This is a genomic window from Alteromonas sp. KUL49 (assembly GCF_006538345.1).
GTDB lineage: Bacteria > Pseudomonadota > Gammaproteobacteria > Enterobacterales > Alteromonadaceae > Alteromonas.
Genome location: NZ_BJKL01000021.1, coordinates 15,061 through 31,029 on the forward strand (window position 1 = coordinate 15,061; position 15,969 = coordinate 31,029).

Here is a 15,969-nt window from a genome sequence, read left to right on the forward strand (position 1 = left end):
TGGTTACATGAGAAGAAATACAAAAGAGGGCAGAGAACCGCCCTCTAGAAAACAGCCTACGCTACAGTAGCAGACTCGATAACTACTGATTCTACTGGAACGTCTTGGTGATAACCGTGGTTACCCGTTTTAACGCCTTTGATTTTTTCTACTACGTCCATACCTTCGGTTACTTTACCGAATACACAGTAACCCCAGCCATTCATCGATTCGCTGGTGTGGTTTAGGAAGTCATTGTTGCTTACGTTAATGAAGAACTGACCTGTTGCAGAGTGTGGATCGTTAGTACGCGCCATAGCAATGGTACCTGCGTCGTTGCTCACACCGTTGTTTGCTTCGTTCTCGATAGGGGCTTTGGTGTCTTTTTGATCCATATCAGCAGTGAAACCGCCACCTTGGATCATGAAACCATTGATCACTCGGTGAAAAATGGTGTTGTCGTAAAAACCGTCGTTTACGTACGACAAAAAGTTTTCAACCGTTTTAGGCGCTTTGTCAGCAAAAAGCTCTAGTGTGATATCACCAAAATTTGTTTTTAACGTAACCATGTTGTGTGTCCTGAAATTCAATACGGCATTTAAGAGGCGTAATGGTAACGCAATTCACTCAGGAGTGGAATAAATGGCACGGGAACTAAAAAGTAAATCGCGCCACTCATGACCTCCAAAATATAATGCTAAATAGAACCACCAATGGTTTCTACTAAGTTTTAAGCACATAAAGTACTTATCAACTGGCCTTTGAGAATGCTAAACTCTGCGGCCAATTAATGCTGAAGGAAACAACAATTATGCTACATCTCTACAATACCCGAACCCGTGAAAAAGCGAAGTTTGTGCCGCTTGAAGAAGGGAAGGTGGGCTTGTATGTGTGTGGTATTACTGTTTACGACCTCAGTCATATGGGGCATGCACGTACCTATTTGAGTTTTGATGTGTTGGTTCGTTACCTTCGTCATTTGGGTTACGACGTTAAATACGTTAGAAACATCACCGATATCGACGATAAAATTATCACCCGAGCGAATGAGAATGGTGAAACATTTGACGCTCTGACAGCGCGTACCATCGCCATGATGCACGAAGACTTTGCTGCCATTAACTTGTTGTTGCCAGATATTGAGCCAACAGTGACAGGGCACATGGACGAAATTATTGAACTGGTTAAAACATTGCAAGACAAGGGCTTCGCCTACCAAGCGGACAGTGGCGATATATTGTTTGATGTAAGCAAGTTCCCGGATTACGGTAAGTTGAGCAAACAAGATTTAGAGCAGCTTAACGCAGGCGCTCGTGTTGAAGTGGCATCGGGTAAAGACGATCCTCTGGATTTTGTACTGTGGAAAACCGCCAAACCAGGCGAGCCTTCATGGTCTTCACCTTGGGGCGAAGGTCGTCCAGGGTGGCACATTGAATGTTCTGCGATGAACCACAAACATTTGGGTGCACACTTTGATATTCACGGTGGTGGTTCGGACCTTACCTTCCCACACCATGAAAACGAAGTAGCGCAGTCTTGCTGTGCATTCGATACACCTTACGTAAACGTATGGATGCATACGGGTATGGTGCAGGTTAACGATGAGAAAATGTCTAAATCATTAGGCAACTTCTTTACCCTGCGTGACGTGCTTCAAGAACACGATGCAGAGACATTGCGTTTCTTCTTGATGTCTGCCCATTACCGCAGCCAGCTGAGTTATTCACAAGACAACATTACGCAAGCAAAAGCGGCACTTGAGCGTTTATACACTGCACTTCGTGGTGTGGTTGTCGATGAATCTACGCCTGCTGATTTTGGTGGCTATCTGGCGCGTTTTGAAGAAGCCATGAACGATGATTTAAATGTTCCCGAGGCTTTTTCAGTAATGTTTGACGTAGCTCGTGAGCTTAATCGTCAGAAAGCCAATACTGACGAAGCTGGCAAATTAGCCGCTGTGTTAACACGCTTAGGTGGGATTTTGGGAATGTTGCAAAGCGATCCTGAAGCATACCTACAAGGTGGTGGCGATGATGATGCCGCGGAAATTGAAGCGCTTATCAAACAGCGAAACGATGCTCGTGCTGCAAAAGATTGGGCGGCAGCTGATGCTGCTCGTGATGCGTTGAGCGCGATGAATGTTGTGCTAGAGGATGGTCCTGAAGGGACTACGTGGCGCAGAGGCTAATCGCCAACCATAAAACAGATATAAAGCTTACTCAGCCGGCTGGGTAAGCTTTTCCTTCCAGCGCTGTCTCGACACGTGTTCTTTTACCAGCTCAAGGCATTCATTGACCACGTTGAGCACCTCTCTGTCGAGTACTTCTTCATCAGGCGTGTGGTCATGAAGACCCACCGAGATCATATGGTCAATGCGGTCGGCGTCTAAGTCGTCTAACAAGTTAATTAATGATGCAGTGACAATATCGGTGACAGCAGATTCGAGTGTGTTTTCGATGGTTTTACCGATAACAGGCATGTAACTCAGGGTTGATACCTGATCGTTACTTCTCACGGCTTTACTCACACTTTTTTGAACGTGCTCTCGAATGACACCACCGTGAATATCGCTTCTGATAGCATGACCAAAATGATTGAGAATACCCGCAATCCATTCAGTGAGCACAGGACGTCGTGGCGCTAGCACTCGGTGAGTAATATCGTCTAATAATGGTGATCCCGCCGCGATATCTTTTTGCGCATCACTCAGCACTTTAACAACAATCCTGTCACTTAATTCTTCTATGAATACGTCTGAGTAAAAGGCAAAAAATCGGAAAATGGCTGTTTGGTGCAAATCGATAATTTGAAATTTATGCAACCGATACAATATGGAAAATATTCGCAGAAAGCGAAACAAGCGTGTGGCACCCAAGGGGATCAGGCCGACAATATCGTACCAGTGTAAAAATGGGAAAAAGTACCAGCGAAGGTGTTCTTTTCGAACGATAGACACTATCCAACGAAAACAAAACTCGGTAAAAAAGATGGCGATAAACACCAAATCTACAAACAAAAAATTGTTGTGTACTGGGTCATAAACGTCAATGACGCTAGGGAAGTAATCTCCTAGCATATGAAAGAATACGTTAGTGCCGTAAAGTGCATCAAAGACCAGCCACAACAAATTGACTAGCAGTACGCCAAGCATCACTAAGTCTAGGATTAACCATGGAGCTTCGTGACTTTGCTTTAAGTTCTCCCGGTTAATCCTTAGCATTTGTTTATCCTGCGTTTTGTAGGCGAGTTACGTCGACGTGTAACCGTAATTTTTGCCCTGGCTGTAAGTAGCGGCGTGTGTTGATATCGTTCCATTTAGTGATATCGCTAACTCGTACATTAAACTTATCTGCAATACGTGACAAGGAGTCACCATTCCTCACTGTGTAAGTAATTGACTTCATGATAGCGTCGGCTCGTTGCGCATTACTCACACTGGCGTTTTCTTGCCACACCACTAATGTCTTTCCGGGGTGAAGCATATCTCCCGGCGCCATACCATTCCAACTCGCAAGTTGGCGAGTGCTTACCTTGTACTTACGAGATAAATCCCACAAAGTATCGCCAGATTTCACCGTATGATTAATTTTATAGGCGGCACGTTGTCGGTCTTGAGTTTGTGCTAGACGCTGGTCTTGCGACAGTGAATACTGGTCGAGGGCTTTGAGTGCCACAGGAACCATAACAAAGTCACCGACGCGAATCATGTTAGATGTGAGTTCGTTCACTTGCTTAATCACATCTACCGTTGTGTGATATTGCTTTGCAATTTTGATCAAGCTATCGCCGCTTTTGACTTTGTGACGAACCCAGTTAAGACGTTCACGGTTATCAACTTTTGCGAGCGCTGCGCTAAAGGCTTCACTTTTGTCTATGGGGAGTACCAAGCGATGGGGGCCGTCTGGGTCAGTTGCCCAGCGGTTGAATCCTGGATTAAGGGCATGCAAGGCTTTTACACTCATATCCGCTAAATCTGCGGCAAAGGCTAAGTCCACCTGAGAACCAATATCCACCAATGCAATGGCTTGCTTGTTATCAACGGTAGGCCAGGTAAATTCATACGCTTCTTTGTTAGCAAGTATGTCTGCCAAGGCGAGCAACTTGGGTACGTAGGCGCGCGTCTCTTTGGGTAAGCGCAGCGACCAAAAATCAATGGGCTTACCTGCCTGTTTGTTCGCGCGAATGGCACGAGCAACACGGCCTTCACCACTGTTGTACGCGGCAAGGGCATGTAACCAGTCACCATCAAAGTATTTTACCAAGTACGCCAAGTAATCGAGCGCACCTTGGGTAGACGCCACAACGTCACGTCTGCCGTCATACCACCAGGTTTGCTCCATTCCAAAGCGTTTAGCGGTACCCGGTATAAACTGCCACATACCAGCTGCTCGACCGTGTGAATAGGCGAAGGGGTCGAAGGCACTCTCTACAATCGGAAGTAACGCGAGTTCCATAGGCATGTCGCGTTTTTCGATTTCTTCAACAATGTAATACAAGAAAGGACGGGCACGTTTTACTACGCGCTCCATATACTCGGGATGGCGCAGGTACCAACGTCGTTGCACGGCGAGCCTGTCATTGTCTGGAACTGCAAATACGAATCCGTTGTTAACCCGTTGCCAGACATCTGTGATGACTTCTGGTTCTGAAGGTGTTTCAGCTACAGCAAGTTCTTCGGCAAGTAGCTCGTCGTCAAGCAGAGCATCGTTGGGGTGTATAACATCGATAACCCCTTCATTGGCAAGGTCACAGTCTAGTTTGTCTTGTTGGCTTACGTGCTCAACTTCACAGGTAGCAGCAAAATCATCGGCGTGATCATTGTGTTTTGGTTCTTCACCTGTTAACGCGGTTAACTGACACCCGCTCAACCCTAGTACCGCTAAAAGTGGAAGGGCTGCCGACAACTTCAATGGCATACTACAGACTCGTTTAAATCAACAAACCAACCATTCTACGGTTAAAAATGATAAATTTCACTAAAAGGTATCTTTCCATCTGCGAACCTCAGTAAATACAGCTACTTCACTTTCTAGCTTTTGATTGGTATGTGTTTCGACTGACGCTTTTACAGTGGGTTTATGTGCACGAAGAAAGGGGTTAATTGATTTTTGCTGCGATAGAGTTGTTGGTAGGGTAGGTATATCGTTTGAACGAGTTTCTGATACCCAGTCCTTGTACTCAATGAGTGCTTTATTGTCCGGCTCTACTGCCAGCGCAAAGGCGACGTTTGCCGCAGTGTACTCATGGGTACAGTAAACCATCGTGTGGTCGGGTAACGCACCAAGTTTATTCAACGAGCGAAGCATTTGTTCGGGAGTTCCTTCGAATAACCGTCCACAGCCCGCCGAAAAGAGCGTGTCGCCACAAAAAAGTGCGTCGTGTCCGTAATAGGCGATGTGGTCGAGGGTATGACCGGGAACCTCTATTACGCTGAGCTCGAGGCCCATCGACGGAAATGTCGCGGTGTCGCCATTAACGAGTGGATGGGTGATACCATTGATATGGCCTCCGCTAGGGCCATAAACCACCAGTGAGGTGTTTGCACTGGCTAGTTTGAGAATACCGCCTGTGTGATCGTGATGGTGGTGGGTAATTAATACACCAACTAGATTAAGTGCATTTACTTTTAAATAATCGAGAACAGGTGTGGCATCACCCGGGTCTACCACTACCGCATCTTTGTTGTTATGAATACACCAGATATAGTTGTCATTAAATGCAGGAATAGCCACGACCTTAGTGTTAGTTGGTAGCGCTGAATTCATTGGTGTAGTCATAATGATCCTTACTTGTGTACCCGTAATTATGGCGTACTATATGAAGTTGTTAATGCCAGAGCAATAAGTAGCCCAAACGTTTATCTATGAAATCCGCGTTTCGACATAAGCCACCCCGTTACCCTGAACACTGGGAAGACTTCCCCGCAGGTAAGCAAATTCAAAACGCTATTACCGATGTGTGTAATGATTACGTACAGCGAGTGTTTGGGTATCACTTTGTGAAGTTGGGTACGCTCAGTGCGCAAATAGAGCTACCGGATTGCCCAATCAATCACGTTGTAAGTCAAACTGCTAAGCTAACCGAACACACCAGTGTCGTTGGGCAGTCTCATGTTTTACCCTATTCAGAGAACAGTGTTGATGGTTTTTTACTCGCCAACGAATTGGATTTTGCGCAAGATCCTCACCAAATACTCCGAGAGGTGGATAGGGTAATCACTGCCAACGGCTACGTTATGATCAGTGGTTTTAACCCGTTGAGCTTGGCGGGTATCGCAAAATTTTTACCGGTCAAGCGAGGTAATGTACTGCATGATGCACGGTTTTTTTACCGCGCATCGCATCAAAGACTGGTTGCAATTGTTGGGGTTCGAAATTGTTGAGCAGCGGCACGTGATGTTTTCAACGCTGTTCTTCCAATATCGCTGGGCCAATATTGAACGGGCACAAGCTAAGTTATCCACTTACTTTCCGTGGTGCAGTGCCGTGTATGTGATTTTGGCTAAAAAGCGAGTGGTGCCCATGACCGCTATCCGGCCAAAACTTAAGCTCAAACCTCGCTTTTCACCCGTAGGTGCAAGTATTCGTTCTGCAAAAGGAAGTACCCGAAATTCTCTGTAGAACAAAAATGAAAAAGCCCAATAGCATTACACTATCGGGCTTTTGCTATTCTGAATTAGGCTGCGAATTACTTAACACGCATACCCGGTTTTGCCCCTTCGTGAGGCTCAAGAATATACAAGTCTTCACCACCAGGGCCAGCGGCTAACACCATACCTTCAGACATACCGAAACGCATCTTACGCGGCGCTAGGTTGGCAACCATTACTGTGTGTTTACCGATGAGTGCTTCAGGAGAGTATGCTGACTTAATTCCAGCGAATACTTGCTTAGTTTCGCCGCCAAGATCTAGCTCTAATCGCAACAGCTTATCGGCTTTTTCAACGTGCTCAGCGTTCGCAATGCGGGCAATACGTAAATCAACCTTAGCAAAATCATCAAACGAGATAGTCTCGCTGATAGGGTCTTTACCCAGCGGGCTATTAGGGTCAATTGTTGGCTCGGCGGCAGCTAGGCTGTCTTTTGAAGCTTCAACCATAGCGTCGATTTTCTCCATTTCTACACGTTGCATCATTGGCTTAAATTTATTGATAGCATGACCCGTTAACAGAGTTTGTAGGCCATCCCAGGTAAGTTCGTTGTTAAGGAAAGCTTCTGCTTTATCGGCAAGCACAGGTAGCACTGGCTTGAGGTAAATCACTAACAAGCGGAACAGGTTGATACCTAACGAGCACACATCGTGAGTGAAAGCTTGCTTAGTTTCATCTTTAATCGTTACCCAAGGAGCGTTGGTGTCGATGAACTGGTTGGCTTTATCTGCCAACGCCATGATTTCACGCACTGCTTGGTTGTACTTACGGCTCTCGTAAAGCTCTGCAATTTTTGCTTCGGCATTTTGGAATTCAGCAACTAACTCGCCTTCAATCACATTTTCAGACAGCTTGCCGTCAAAGCGCTTGGTAATAAAGCTGGCACATCGACTCGCAATGTTAACGACTTTACCCACTAAATCTGAGTTAACTTTTTGCGCAAAGTCTTCAAAGTTAAGATCGATGTCGGTAACGTTGTCGTTCAGCTTAGAAGCAAAGTAATAACGCAAGTACTCTGGGTTCAAGTGGTCGAGGTAAGTACGGCCTTTAATAAAAGTACCGCGAGACTTAGACATCTTCGCACCGTTCACAGTAACAAAACCGTGAATGTTTACACCCGTAGGTTTGCGATAACCGGCGCCTTCAAGCATGGCTGGCCAGAACAAGCAATGGAAGTAGGTGATGTCTTTACCAATAAAGTGATAAAGCTCTGCGTCTGAATCCGCTTTCCAGAAATCGTCGAACTCTAAATTGTTTTGGTCGCAGAAATTCTTGAAGCTGGCCATATAGCCCACTGGCGCATCAACCCACACGTAAAAGAATTTGTTAGGAGCACCAGGAATTTCAAAGCCAAAGTAAGGCGCGTCACGACTAATGTCCCACTGCTGTAGACCTTCTTCAAACCACTCTTGGAGCTTGTTGGCGATTTCGTCTTGAATGGCACCCGAGCGGATCCAACCCTTCAGCATTTCTTCAAACTTGGGTAAGTCGAAGAAGAAGTGCTCAGACTCTTTCAAAACTGGCGTTGCACCGGAAACCACACTGCGTGGGTTTTTAACCTCTGTTGGGCTATACGTAGCGCCGCATACGTCACAGCTATCGCCGTTTTGGTCTTCTGCACCGCAGCTCGGGCATGTACCTTTTACAAAACGGTCCGGTAAGAACATTTCTTTTTGCGGATCGTACAACTGATTGATAGTGCGTTTGCTAATATAGCCTGCATCGTTCAAGCGGTTGTAAATGTCTTCACACAAGGCCTTGTTTTCTGGCGAGTGTGTCACGTAGTAGTTGTTGTAATCTACATGAAAATCAAGCAAGTCTTGATGGTGCTCAGCACGAGTTTGTGCCACCATCTCTTCTGGCGTAATACCTAGTTCTTGTGCTTTAAGCATGACTGGTGTGCCGTGAGCATCGTCAGCACATACACTGTAACACTCGTGTCCACGAAGACGCTGGAATCGCGTCCAAATATCCGTTTGAATATGTTCTAGCAAATGACCCAAGTGAATCGAGCCATTGGCGTAGGGCAACGCACTGGTTACCAAAATGCGGCGTTTATCTGACATAATAACGTTATTGATTCTGACGTTTCAAAATGGCTGCAAATACTAGCGGAAAACCGTCTTTTTTGCATTACCAAATTAATGAAAATACATTGTTTTGAGGATGTTTATGTTCTTTTCCCGAAAAGGCAAACCCGTTGAAGAAAAACTCGCCAGCGCTTTGGCTGAATATTTCAGCCTTAACCTAGAACAAACCCTACCGTGGTGCAGTAAAAAGGTAACTGGCGATAACGCTTCTGTGTATGTGATCACTTTGCCATTCGCCGCGAGCTCTCAATACAACAGAATAACCGAACACTTAGTAAAAGCGCTTAAGGGTGAAATTACCCAGCAAGATATTGAAATGAGTCAAAAAATATCAAGCGCGCAAACTAAGCAAAACCCAGTTTCCAATATTAGAAACATTATTGCCGTAGCATCGGGTAAGGGCGGAGTAGGTAAGTCTACCACGAGCATTAATTTAGCAAGTGCATTACTTCAAGAAGGTGCAACCGTGGGCGTGCTTGATGCCGACATTTATGGGCCTTCATTACCTATTATGCTCGGCAACGAAGGAGACCACCCCACTAGCGAAGACAACAAACACATGCAGCCACTTAATGCGCATGGGTTATGGGCGAACTCAATTGGCTATCTTGTTCCCGCTGAAGATGCTGCCGTATGGCGAGGGCCGATGGCAAGTCGTGCGCTAAAACAACTATTAGATGAAACCCTGTGGCCAGTGCTTGATTATCTGATTGTTGATATGCCGCCAGGTACGGGAGACATTCAACTTACCATGGCTCAGCAAGTGCCTTTAAGCGGTGCGGTTATTGTGACCACACCGCAGGATCTAGCCCTAGCCGACGCTCAAAAAGGCATTAGCATGTTCGATAAAGTGGACGTGCCAGTACTCGGTCTTATTGAAAATATGAGTTACTACCAATGCCGTGCCTGCGGTACGAAAGACTACATATTTTCAAAAGAGGGTGGTGTTTCTTTGGCACAGCGTCACGGTTTACCTTTGTTAGGTCAACTGCCTTTAGATATCGGCATTCGTGAACATGTAGATGCAGGTACGCCATTGTTGTTTGCTTCGCCCGACGATCCGCTGAGCGATAGTTACCGAGAAGCAGCCCGCGCGGTTTCTATGCAATTGGCGCTCTCTCAGCCTATTCGCGCATCCGAACAACACATTCGCGGAGAAACAATTGGTATTAAATCGCTTTAATAATGAACGATTTAGTGGTAAACATGGTGAATACAAGCCGTAAACATAATATTCCACAGTAATTCACATTGAGTCGTTTGCGCTCCCAACGCATAATAGTGGCGTTTTTATTGTTAGGATTAATGTTATGCGGTTATGCGATCGGGATATTTACGAATATATTCAACAGGGTAAGATTAAAATAAACCCGACTCCCGACTACGATCAAATCAGCGGTGTTACTGTTGATATGCGCTTGGGTAATAAGTTTCGGGTATTTGAAGACCACCAAGCGCCATATATAGACTTGAGCGGACCAAAAGCCCAAGTTCAAGAAGCACTGAATTCCGTGATGAGTGACGAAATTGTCATCCCAGATGACAAATCGTTTTTTCTTCATCCAGGTGAGTTGGCACTGGCGATTACCCACGAGTCAGTCACCTTGCCAAGCAACATTGTTGGTTGGTTAGATGGCCGTTCGTCATTAGCGCGATTGGGGTTAATGGTGCATGTAACCGCCCATAGAATCGACCCGGGTTGGTCTGGCAATATCGTTTTAGAATTTTACAACAGTGGTAAATTGCCGTTGGCGCTAAAGCCGTTAATGAAAATCGGTGCGTTGAGTTTTGAAGTGCTTTCTAACCCTGCAGAAAAGCCTTACAACGCCCGAGTAGACGCTAAATATAAAGATCAGTCTGGCGCCGTAGCCAGTCGAATATCATCAGACAAACAAAAATAACTAACTGATACTGAGGAGCAAGGAAATGTCAAAAACCACATGGATAGTGCTAGTCGCCTTTCTAAGCTCCGTTATACTATCAGTTGGTTTGTACGCCATTAACCAGCCCAGTGAAATTTACCTCACTGCCAGTATCACACTCTTTGTTGCCATTTTATGGATAACCGAGGCGCTGCCTATACCGGCAACCTCAATGATCCCTTTTGCTGCTTTTCCGCTCGCAGGTGTAATTAGTCATAAAGAAGCAGCGTCTTCTCTGGGTAGTCACGTAATCATGCTGCTAATGGCAGCCTTTATGTTATCCAAAGGCCTAGAAAAAGCCGATTTACACAAGCGCTTTGCTATATACATGTTGCGTGTAACTGGGTCGGGTAGCGCACTTAAGCTTATTCTAGGCTTTATGCTGACCACGGCTGTGCTCAGTATGTGGATAAGCAATACAGCCACTATTTTGATGATACTTCCAATGGCCATTGCCATAGTTAATGCAATGGAAGGTTCAAGATTTGGCGTCGCACTTATTTTGGGTATAGCCTATGCTGCAAGCTTAGGAGGCGTTGCAACGCCTATCGGTACACCACCCAACATCATTTTCATGAGTGTGTATGAAGAAACCCAAGGGGTGGAATACAGCTTTGTGGATTGGATGAAAACTGGCGTACCTATTGTTGTTTTATCGATTCCGTTAATGGCAATGTGGCTAGCACGAGGCTTAGGCAAAGTAGGGGACATCACGCTTCCTGAACCAGGCCCATGGCGCAAAGCAGAAGTTCGCGTATTAATGGTGTTTGGTACGGTAGCGATGGCATGGGTGTTCCGACCGTTCTGGACCGGCTGGCTGGGTATTACCAGCATAGGTGACAGTACTATTGCCGTTGCAGGTGTGGCAGCCATGTTCATGATTAACAGTGGCGAAGAAAACGACGATAAATTGCTGAACTGGAAGGTTGCCAATGACATTCCTTGGGGCATGTTGCTTTTGTTCTCTGGTGGTATTTGTATAGCCAAGGCGTTCATGGCATCTGGCCTCAGTGGTTTAATGGGCGGGTGGCTTAACGAGCTGTCCGTTTTACCAATATTTTTACTGATATTGGTGACCTGCCTCTTCGTAACTTTCTTAACAGAAATAACCTCAAATACCGCTACTGCCACTTTGCTTATGCCTATTTTGGCGGTCACCGGTGCAGCAGTGGGAGTTGACCCTAAACTACTTATGATCCCCGCGGCCATCAGTGCAAGTTGTGCCTTTATGCTGCCAGTTGCCACCGCACCTAATGCCATCGCCTACGCTACCGACAAGTTCGACATTAAGACTATGGCAAGGGAAGGTGTGGTACTGAATATTGTTGTGGCAAGTGTGGTGAGTGTGGTGTGTTACGTTACGCTGTAACTCCGAATTTTTCGAGAATTGACCGTAAAATAAACGTTTAGCAGCAAATATCGTAATTCTCGTTGCAAACTTAACGAAAATAAGTAGACTTGTCGGCTCTTTCGGTCGGTGTGTAGCGCAGCCTGGTAGCGCACTGTCATGGGGTGTCAGGGGTCGGAGGTTCAAATCCTCTCACACCGACCAATCTCTCTTCTTGATATCCCCCTCAACTCGACAGCCTCAATCCTATTTACGTCATCAAGCTTCATAAACTCTCCAATCTACATATCGATTTAATGTAAACCAAGTGTAAAAAATAGCTGTATCGCAACCTAGTCTACAATGTTAGTATTTTTTTGAGTTCAAAGAGCATAGTTTCACTTGGGGTAAGAATCATGAAAACACTGTTGTCTTTAATTGCTTTACTGGCCTTTTCTTTTCATTCTTATGCCTCTGTGATTTACAGTAATCAAGCGGTGATCACCAATGCTACGAATACTGCCACGTTTGACTCACTGAACACTAATAACATCGATTTAAGCACTTATGCGGAAGATGGTATTTCCGTTACTGTGCCTGACGTCTCTTACGTTGGTTTTATGCCATTTGAGAGCGGGGTAATTTCCACACAAATGCATTACGGTTCCGGTGGCAACAATAGTTGGGTGACGATTGAGATGTTAGATGAATCACTTATCTATGCACTAGATTTTAGGCTAGGTGCCGGATGGGATTTTTCACCCAATCAGTTGAACCTGCTATGGGAAGCATTCGACGGTACCGTCAGTGTGGGCTTGGGAGACGTATTAGTTGATAGGGGAACCACAGTTGGTTTTACCTCACAGACAGGCTTCACATCTATGCGTGTGGCTGCATCGGTTATATCTGACATGGTGGTGTTTGGTAACTATCAGGCCATTGCACTGGATGATTTGCGTGTCGATACGCAAGCCTCACTTGTAAATACACCGGCAACGGTAGCTTTATTGGGTATGTTTATGATGCTGCTGTTGCGTCGTAGATATATTTACTCAACATAACCAATCACCTCAATCTTTCCCACAATGTTTTCATTAAGTTCGTCGAGGTCTTCGGCAGGTATCCACCATTCGGTGTGGCCTTTTGCACCAACGGTTTTTAAGGGATAGCGAGCCATGAACGCCTTATTGACCTCAAATCGAGTCACATAGCCTTTTCCAAAATCGGTAACATTCCATTGAGTAAGCTCAAAGGCATACTGTTCGTTTGTTACCGGATAAAAAATAGGTTGCTCTGGTAGTCTAGGCGGCCATTTTTTAAAACCGGACGCTTCAACCAGATCCAACTCTTTTTGACCAGTGGGCCGGTAACATGTAATGGTTTCCATTGCTATTTATCCCTCAGTTGCTGTCTAACTTCCATCAACGCATAACCTAGTAAGTTTAAACCTTGCCACTTAAAAGGTGTCTCGACATGAGTATGATCGGCAGCAAGGCCAATTCCCCAGATTTTGTCCACAGGGCTGGCTTCAACTAACACTCTTTCGCCCGTAGATAAGAGAAAATCTTTTAGAGTTTTGTTTTGCGAGAACTTCAGCAAGTTACCTCGAACAACAATTTCAAAGCGTGCCTCCTGCCACGTTTTTTGATTGAAACCTTGTACCTCGCGGCCCAGCTGTTTGGCTTCACCCGGCGTCTTGGTGGCAAGAATTTGCTCAGCAATCTTTTGGTTTCCAAAAAGCCGTGCTTTTTAAAACATCATAAAGTGTTCTGATGTTTTAAAAGTATCGCCCTTTTCTTTAAAAGGTGATTCGTACCACTGGCTCAAACAACTCTTAGTAATCGAGGGGCTTGATTTTCGATGCCCCCAAAAGCACAAATATTTAACTCGCGCTTTGCGCTGTAAATGGGCTAATAAATCTTCATTAGATCGGATATCCATTTTATCCACTCCCGAATTATTTCCGTGCTGCAAGTGCAATCACGCGCCTAGATTTCGTTCAAAATGCACAACATCAACGTCTGGTTTGAGCGAATACAATTGGGCGAGACGCCCACCTGATTGTACTTTTTGATCAACTTCTTTAAACATGCCCGACGCTTCAATACGCCTCATTAAGCTTTTTCTTTGCAGTGGCTTGTTGATTATGACTTCAACAACAGACTTCAGTTGGCCGACTGTGAATTTTTCTGCACAGCAGTAAACCGGAACCATAGAGTACAGCGCTTTTTGTTGCAGCCGTTGAAATGCTGCCTCTATGATTTCTCTGTGATCAAATGCCAAGGGCAGGTTTCTTAACTCGTTTATTTCTGTCCAAGTTGCTTCTTCAACCGTGTTGATATGAGGTTCGGTATCCTCATATGCCACCAAAGCAAAGTAGGTCAGCGTAACACTAAAACCCCTTGGATCACGGTTAAGGCCCGAGAACACTTTGAGTTGTTCGAGATATTTGGGGGTAATTCCGGTTTTCTCATACAACTTTCTTTGTGCTGTCATATCGGTGTTATCGTCTTGTTTAACATCCACGAAACCACCGGGCAGCGCCCACCTTCCATTAAATGGCTCAATGGCTCTTTTTACCAAAAGTACTTTCAATTGGTTATCCACCACCGTAAATAGCACGCTGTCTACGGTAAACAGTGGGTTGATAAACTCTTTTTTACTGTCTTTCATAATTAAGTGTCTCAGTGACATTATTTTTATTTAAGCACTAGGCCCTCTGCATTTCAATCAATTTAATAATTTAATTTATTTGTTTGACTTTAATGTGTCCCTGTGACATTAATTAAATGTGTCGCAGGGACACTAATTGGGGAAAACATGTTCGGATTAAAATTTTTTAAAGCAGACTCTTCGTCATTTGTGATTAAGTCGATTAATGGAGAGGCACGTAGAGTGGGAAAGGGCATCAGTTTTTGGTACTACAAACCCACAACGACGGTGGCGGTACTACCTGTCAATTCTCAAGAAGCGCCATTTATCTTTAATCTGCAAACTTCTGACTTTCAGAGTTTACGTGTACAGGGGCAGGTGTCGTTTCTTATCCAATCACCAGAGATAACCGCAGGCGCATTGAATTACTCGTTGGCTGAAGACGGCAAGTCTTATGTGTCTGAGGACCCAATGAAACTCAATGATCGTGTACTTCGAGTCGTTCAAACTATCATCCAGAATCACATTCAACAGACGAAACTTCGCGAGTCACTGTTAACATCAGAACCGCTTCTTGAGCTACTGCAGAGAGAACTCGTTCTCAACGAGTCGCTTAAGTCACTGGGCGTGGAGGTGATGGATGTTTCAATTGCAGCAATCACGCCATCTCCCGAAACTGCGAAGGCGTTAGAAGCAGAGGCGCGGGAGAGCATATTGAAAGAGGCTGATGATGCTATTTATGCCAGACGCAAATTTTCAGTAGAGCAAGAACGCACCATCCGAGAAGCTGAGCTTGATACTGACCTTTCTGTGCAGCAAAAAGAGCAGGAGCTCGAAGAAGCTCGTATGGAAAACCAAAAGCAACTGCTGCGCGAACAGGCTGCCATTGAGCAAGAGCGTCTTCAATCAGAAGTCGACGCTGAAACAAAGCGTCAAGAGTTGGTGGCGCTCAGTGCACAAAATCAGCGAATTCAAGCTGAAGCAGACGCATACACTATCTCTGAGAAGATGAAAGCCTATCGCGAACTCCCCGTAGAGAGTCTCAGGGCAATGGCGCTCGCACAGATGACACCAGAGCAATTGATGGCAACCGCGTTTGAGTCTTTTGCAGTAAACGCTAATAAAATCGGTGAGCTTAACATTAGCCCAGACTTAATCAGTCAATTTGCTAAACAGGTTGCACGATAATGAGTATCGATAATGAAAACAGGTTTATTCTGGTATATCGAAAAACTCGCTTACAGGAGTTAATTGAGCGCTTCAACACTTGGTCTCAGGCAAAGTTTTATCTTGAGCACAATGGTGTTGATGCCCACGATTATTTAACAGAGCACGACAATTATAAAGTGT

General features: G+C 45.2%; 13 protein-coding genes, 1 tRNA gene and 2 pseudogenes. 8 read left to right on the forward strand and 8 right to left on the reverse strand.

All coding sequences use genetic code 11. From position 1 onward, the window contains the following. Positions 1 to 56: 56 nt before the first annotated feature. Positions 57 to 548 (reverse strand): peptidylprolyl isomerase, encoded by a 492-nt coding sequence (locus tag EYS00_RS20100; RefSeq protein WP_130639699.1) that lies wholly within the window; start codon positions 546 to 548, stop codon positions 57 to 59. A gap of 242 nt (positions 549 to 790) precedes the next feature. Here EYS00_RS20100 and cysS point away from each other — a divergent pair, with 242 nt between their 5' ends. Further along, complete coding sequence (gene cysS, locus EYS00_RS20105; RefSeq protein ID WP_130639700.1) at positions 791 to 2,167, forward strand: cysteine--tRNA ligase; 1,377 nt, start codon at positions 791 to 793, stop codon at positions 2,165 to 2,167. Positions 2,168 to 2,194: 27 nt separating this feature from the next. On the opposite strand, the gene EYS00_RS20110 is transcribed toward cysS, so the two are convergent. From EYS00_RS20110 to gloB, 3 genes are read right to left on the reverse strand one after another with little or no spacing between them, the layout of a single operon-like run. Further along, the gene (locus tag EYS00_RS20110; protein WP_130639701.1) at positions 2,195 to 3,199 is read right to left on the reverse strand and encodes an ion transporter; all 1,005 of its coding nucleotides are present in this window, start codon (positions 3,197 to 3,199) and stop codon (positions 2,195 to 2,197) included. 4 nt (positions 3,200 to 3,203) lie between these two features. After that, positions 3,204 to 4,895 carry a LysM peptidoglycan-binding domain-containing protein gene (locus EYS00_RS20115; RefSeq protein ID WP_130639702.1) on the reverse strand — a complete coding sequence of 564 codons (1,692 nt, stop codon included), beginning with the start codon at positions 4,893 to 4,895 and terminating at the stop codon, positions 3,204 to 3,206. A gap of 60 nt (positions 4,896 to 4,955) precedes the next feature. Then, positions 4,956 to 5,756: a hydroxyacylglutathione hydrolase gene (gene gloB, locus EYS00_RS20120; protein WP_130639703.1), complete on the reverse strand. Its 801-nt coding sequence runs from the start codon at positions 5,754 to 5,756 to the stop codon at positions 4,956 to 4,958. Positions 5,757 to 5,842: 86 nt separating this feature from the next. Between gloB and EYS00_RS20125 the strand changes: the two are divergent. Next, positions 5,843 to 6,599, forward strand: a pseudogene (locus tag EYS00_RS20125) (methyltransferase domain-containing protein). 67 nt (positions 6,600 to 6,666) lie between these two features. Here EYS00_RS20125 and metG read toward each other — a convergent pair. Beyond that, positions 6,667 to 8,694 carry a methionine--tRNA ligase gene (metG, locus tag EYS00_RS20130; protein WP_130639704.1) on the reverse strand — a complete coding sequence of 676 codons (2,028 nt, stop codon included), beginning with the start codon at positions 8,692 to 8,694 and terminating at the stop codon, positions 6,667 to 6,669. A gap of 106 nt (positions 8,695 to 8,800) precedes the next feature. Here metG and apbC point away from each other — a divergent pair, with 106 nt between their 5' ends. The 5 genes from apbC to EYS00_RS20155 all read left to right on the forward strand — a co-directional run bounded on the left by apbC (position 8,801) and on the right by EYS00_RS20155 (position 13,028). Beyond that, the gene (apbC, locus tag EYS00_RS20135) at positions 8,801 to 9,901 is read left to right on the forward strand and encodes an iron-sulfur cluster carrier protein ApbC (RefSeq protein ID WP_130639705.1); all 1,101 of its coding nucleotides are present in this window, start codon (positions 8,801 to 8,803) and stop codon (positions 9,899 to 9,901) included. A 127-nt stretch (positions 9,902 to 10,028) separates the two neighbouring features. After that, positions 10,029 to 10,619 (forward strand): dCTP deaminase, encoded by a 591-nt coding sequence (dcd, locus tag EYS00_RS20140; RefSeq protein ID WP_130639706.1) that lies wholly within the window; start codon positions 10,029 to 10,031, stop codon positions 10,617 to 10,619. A 25-nt stretch (positions 10,620 to 10,644) separates the two neighbouring features. Next, positions 10,645 to 12,009, forward strand: coding sequence for a DASS family sodium-coupled anion symporter (locus tag EYS00_RS20145; protein WP_130639707.1), 1,365 nt, complete (start codon positions 10,645 to 10,647; stop codon positions 12,007 to 12,009). A gap of 106 nt (positions 12,010 to 12,115) precedes the next feature. Continuing rightward, positions 12,116 to 12,192, forward strand: a tRNA-Pro gene (locus tag EYS00_RS20150). Between the two features lie 191 nt (positions 12,193 to 12,383). Beyond that, complete coding sequence (locus EYS00_RS20155) at positions 12,384 to 13,028, forward strand: hypothetical protein (protein WP_130639708.1); 645 nt, start codon at positions 12,384 to 12,386, stop codon at positions 13,026 to 13,028. On the opposite strand, the gene EYS00_RS20160 is transcribed toward EYS00_RS20155, so the two are convergent. From EYS00_RS20160 to EYS00_RS20170, 3 genes and pseudogenes are all read right to left on the reverse strand, one after another. Further along, on the reverse strand, positions 13,016 to 13,354 hold the full coding sequence (locus EYS00_RS20160) for a hypothetical protein (RefSeq protein ID WP_130639709.1): 339 nt from the start codon (positions 13,352 to 13,354) through the stop codon (positions 13,016 to 13,018). The two genes, EYS00_RS20155 and EYS00_RS20160, sit on opposite strands and share 13 nt — an antisense overlap. Positions 13,355 to 13,356: 2 nt before the next feature. Further along, positions 13,357 to 13,704: pseudogene (locus EYS00_RS20735) on the reverse strand (NADAR family protein); the annotation flags it as partial. 243 nt (positions 13,705 to 13,947) lie between these two features. After that, on the reverse strand, positions 13,948 to 14,640 hold the full coding sequence (locus tag EYS00_RS20170) for an NUDIX domain-containing protein (protein ID WP_130639710.1): 693 nt from the start codon (positions 14,638 to 14,640) through the stop codon (positions 13,948 to 13,950). A 147-nt stretch (positions 14,641 to 14,787) separates the two neighbouring features. Here EYS00_RS20170 and EYS00_RS20175 point away from each other — a divergent pair, with 147 nt between their 5' ends. After that, on the forward strand, positions 14,788 to 15,807 hold the full coding sequence (locus tag EYS00_RS20175) for an SPFH domain-containing protein (protein WP_130639711.1): 1,020 nt from the start codon (positions 14,788 to 14,790) through the stop codon (positions 15,805 to 15,807). The last annotated feature ends 162 nt before the right edge of the window (positions 15,808 to 15,969 follow it).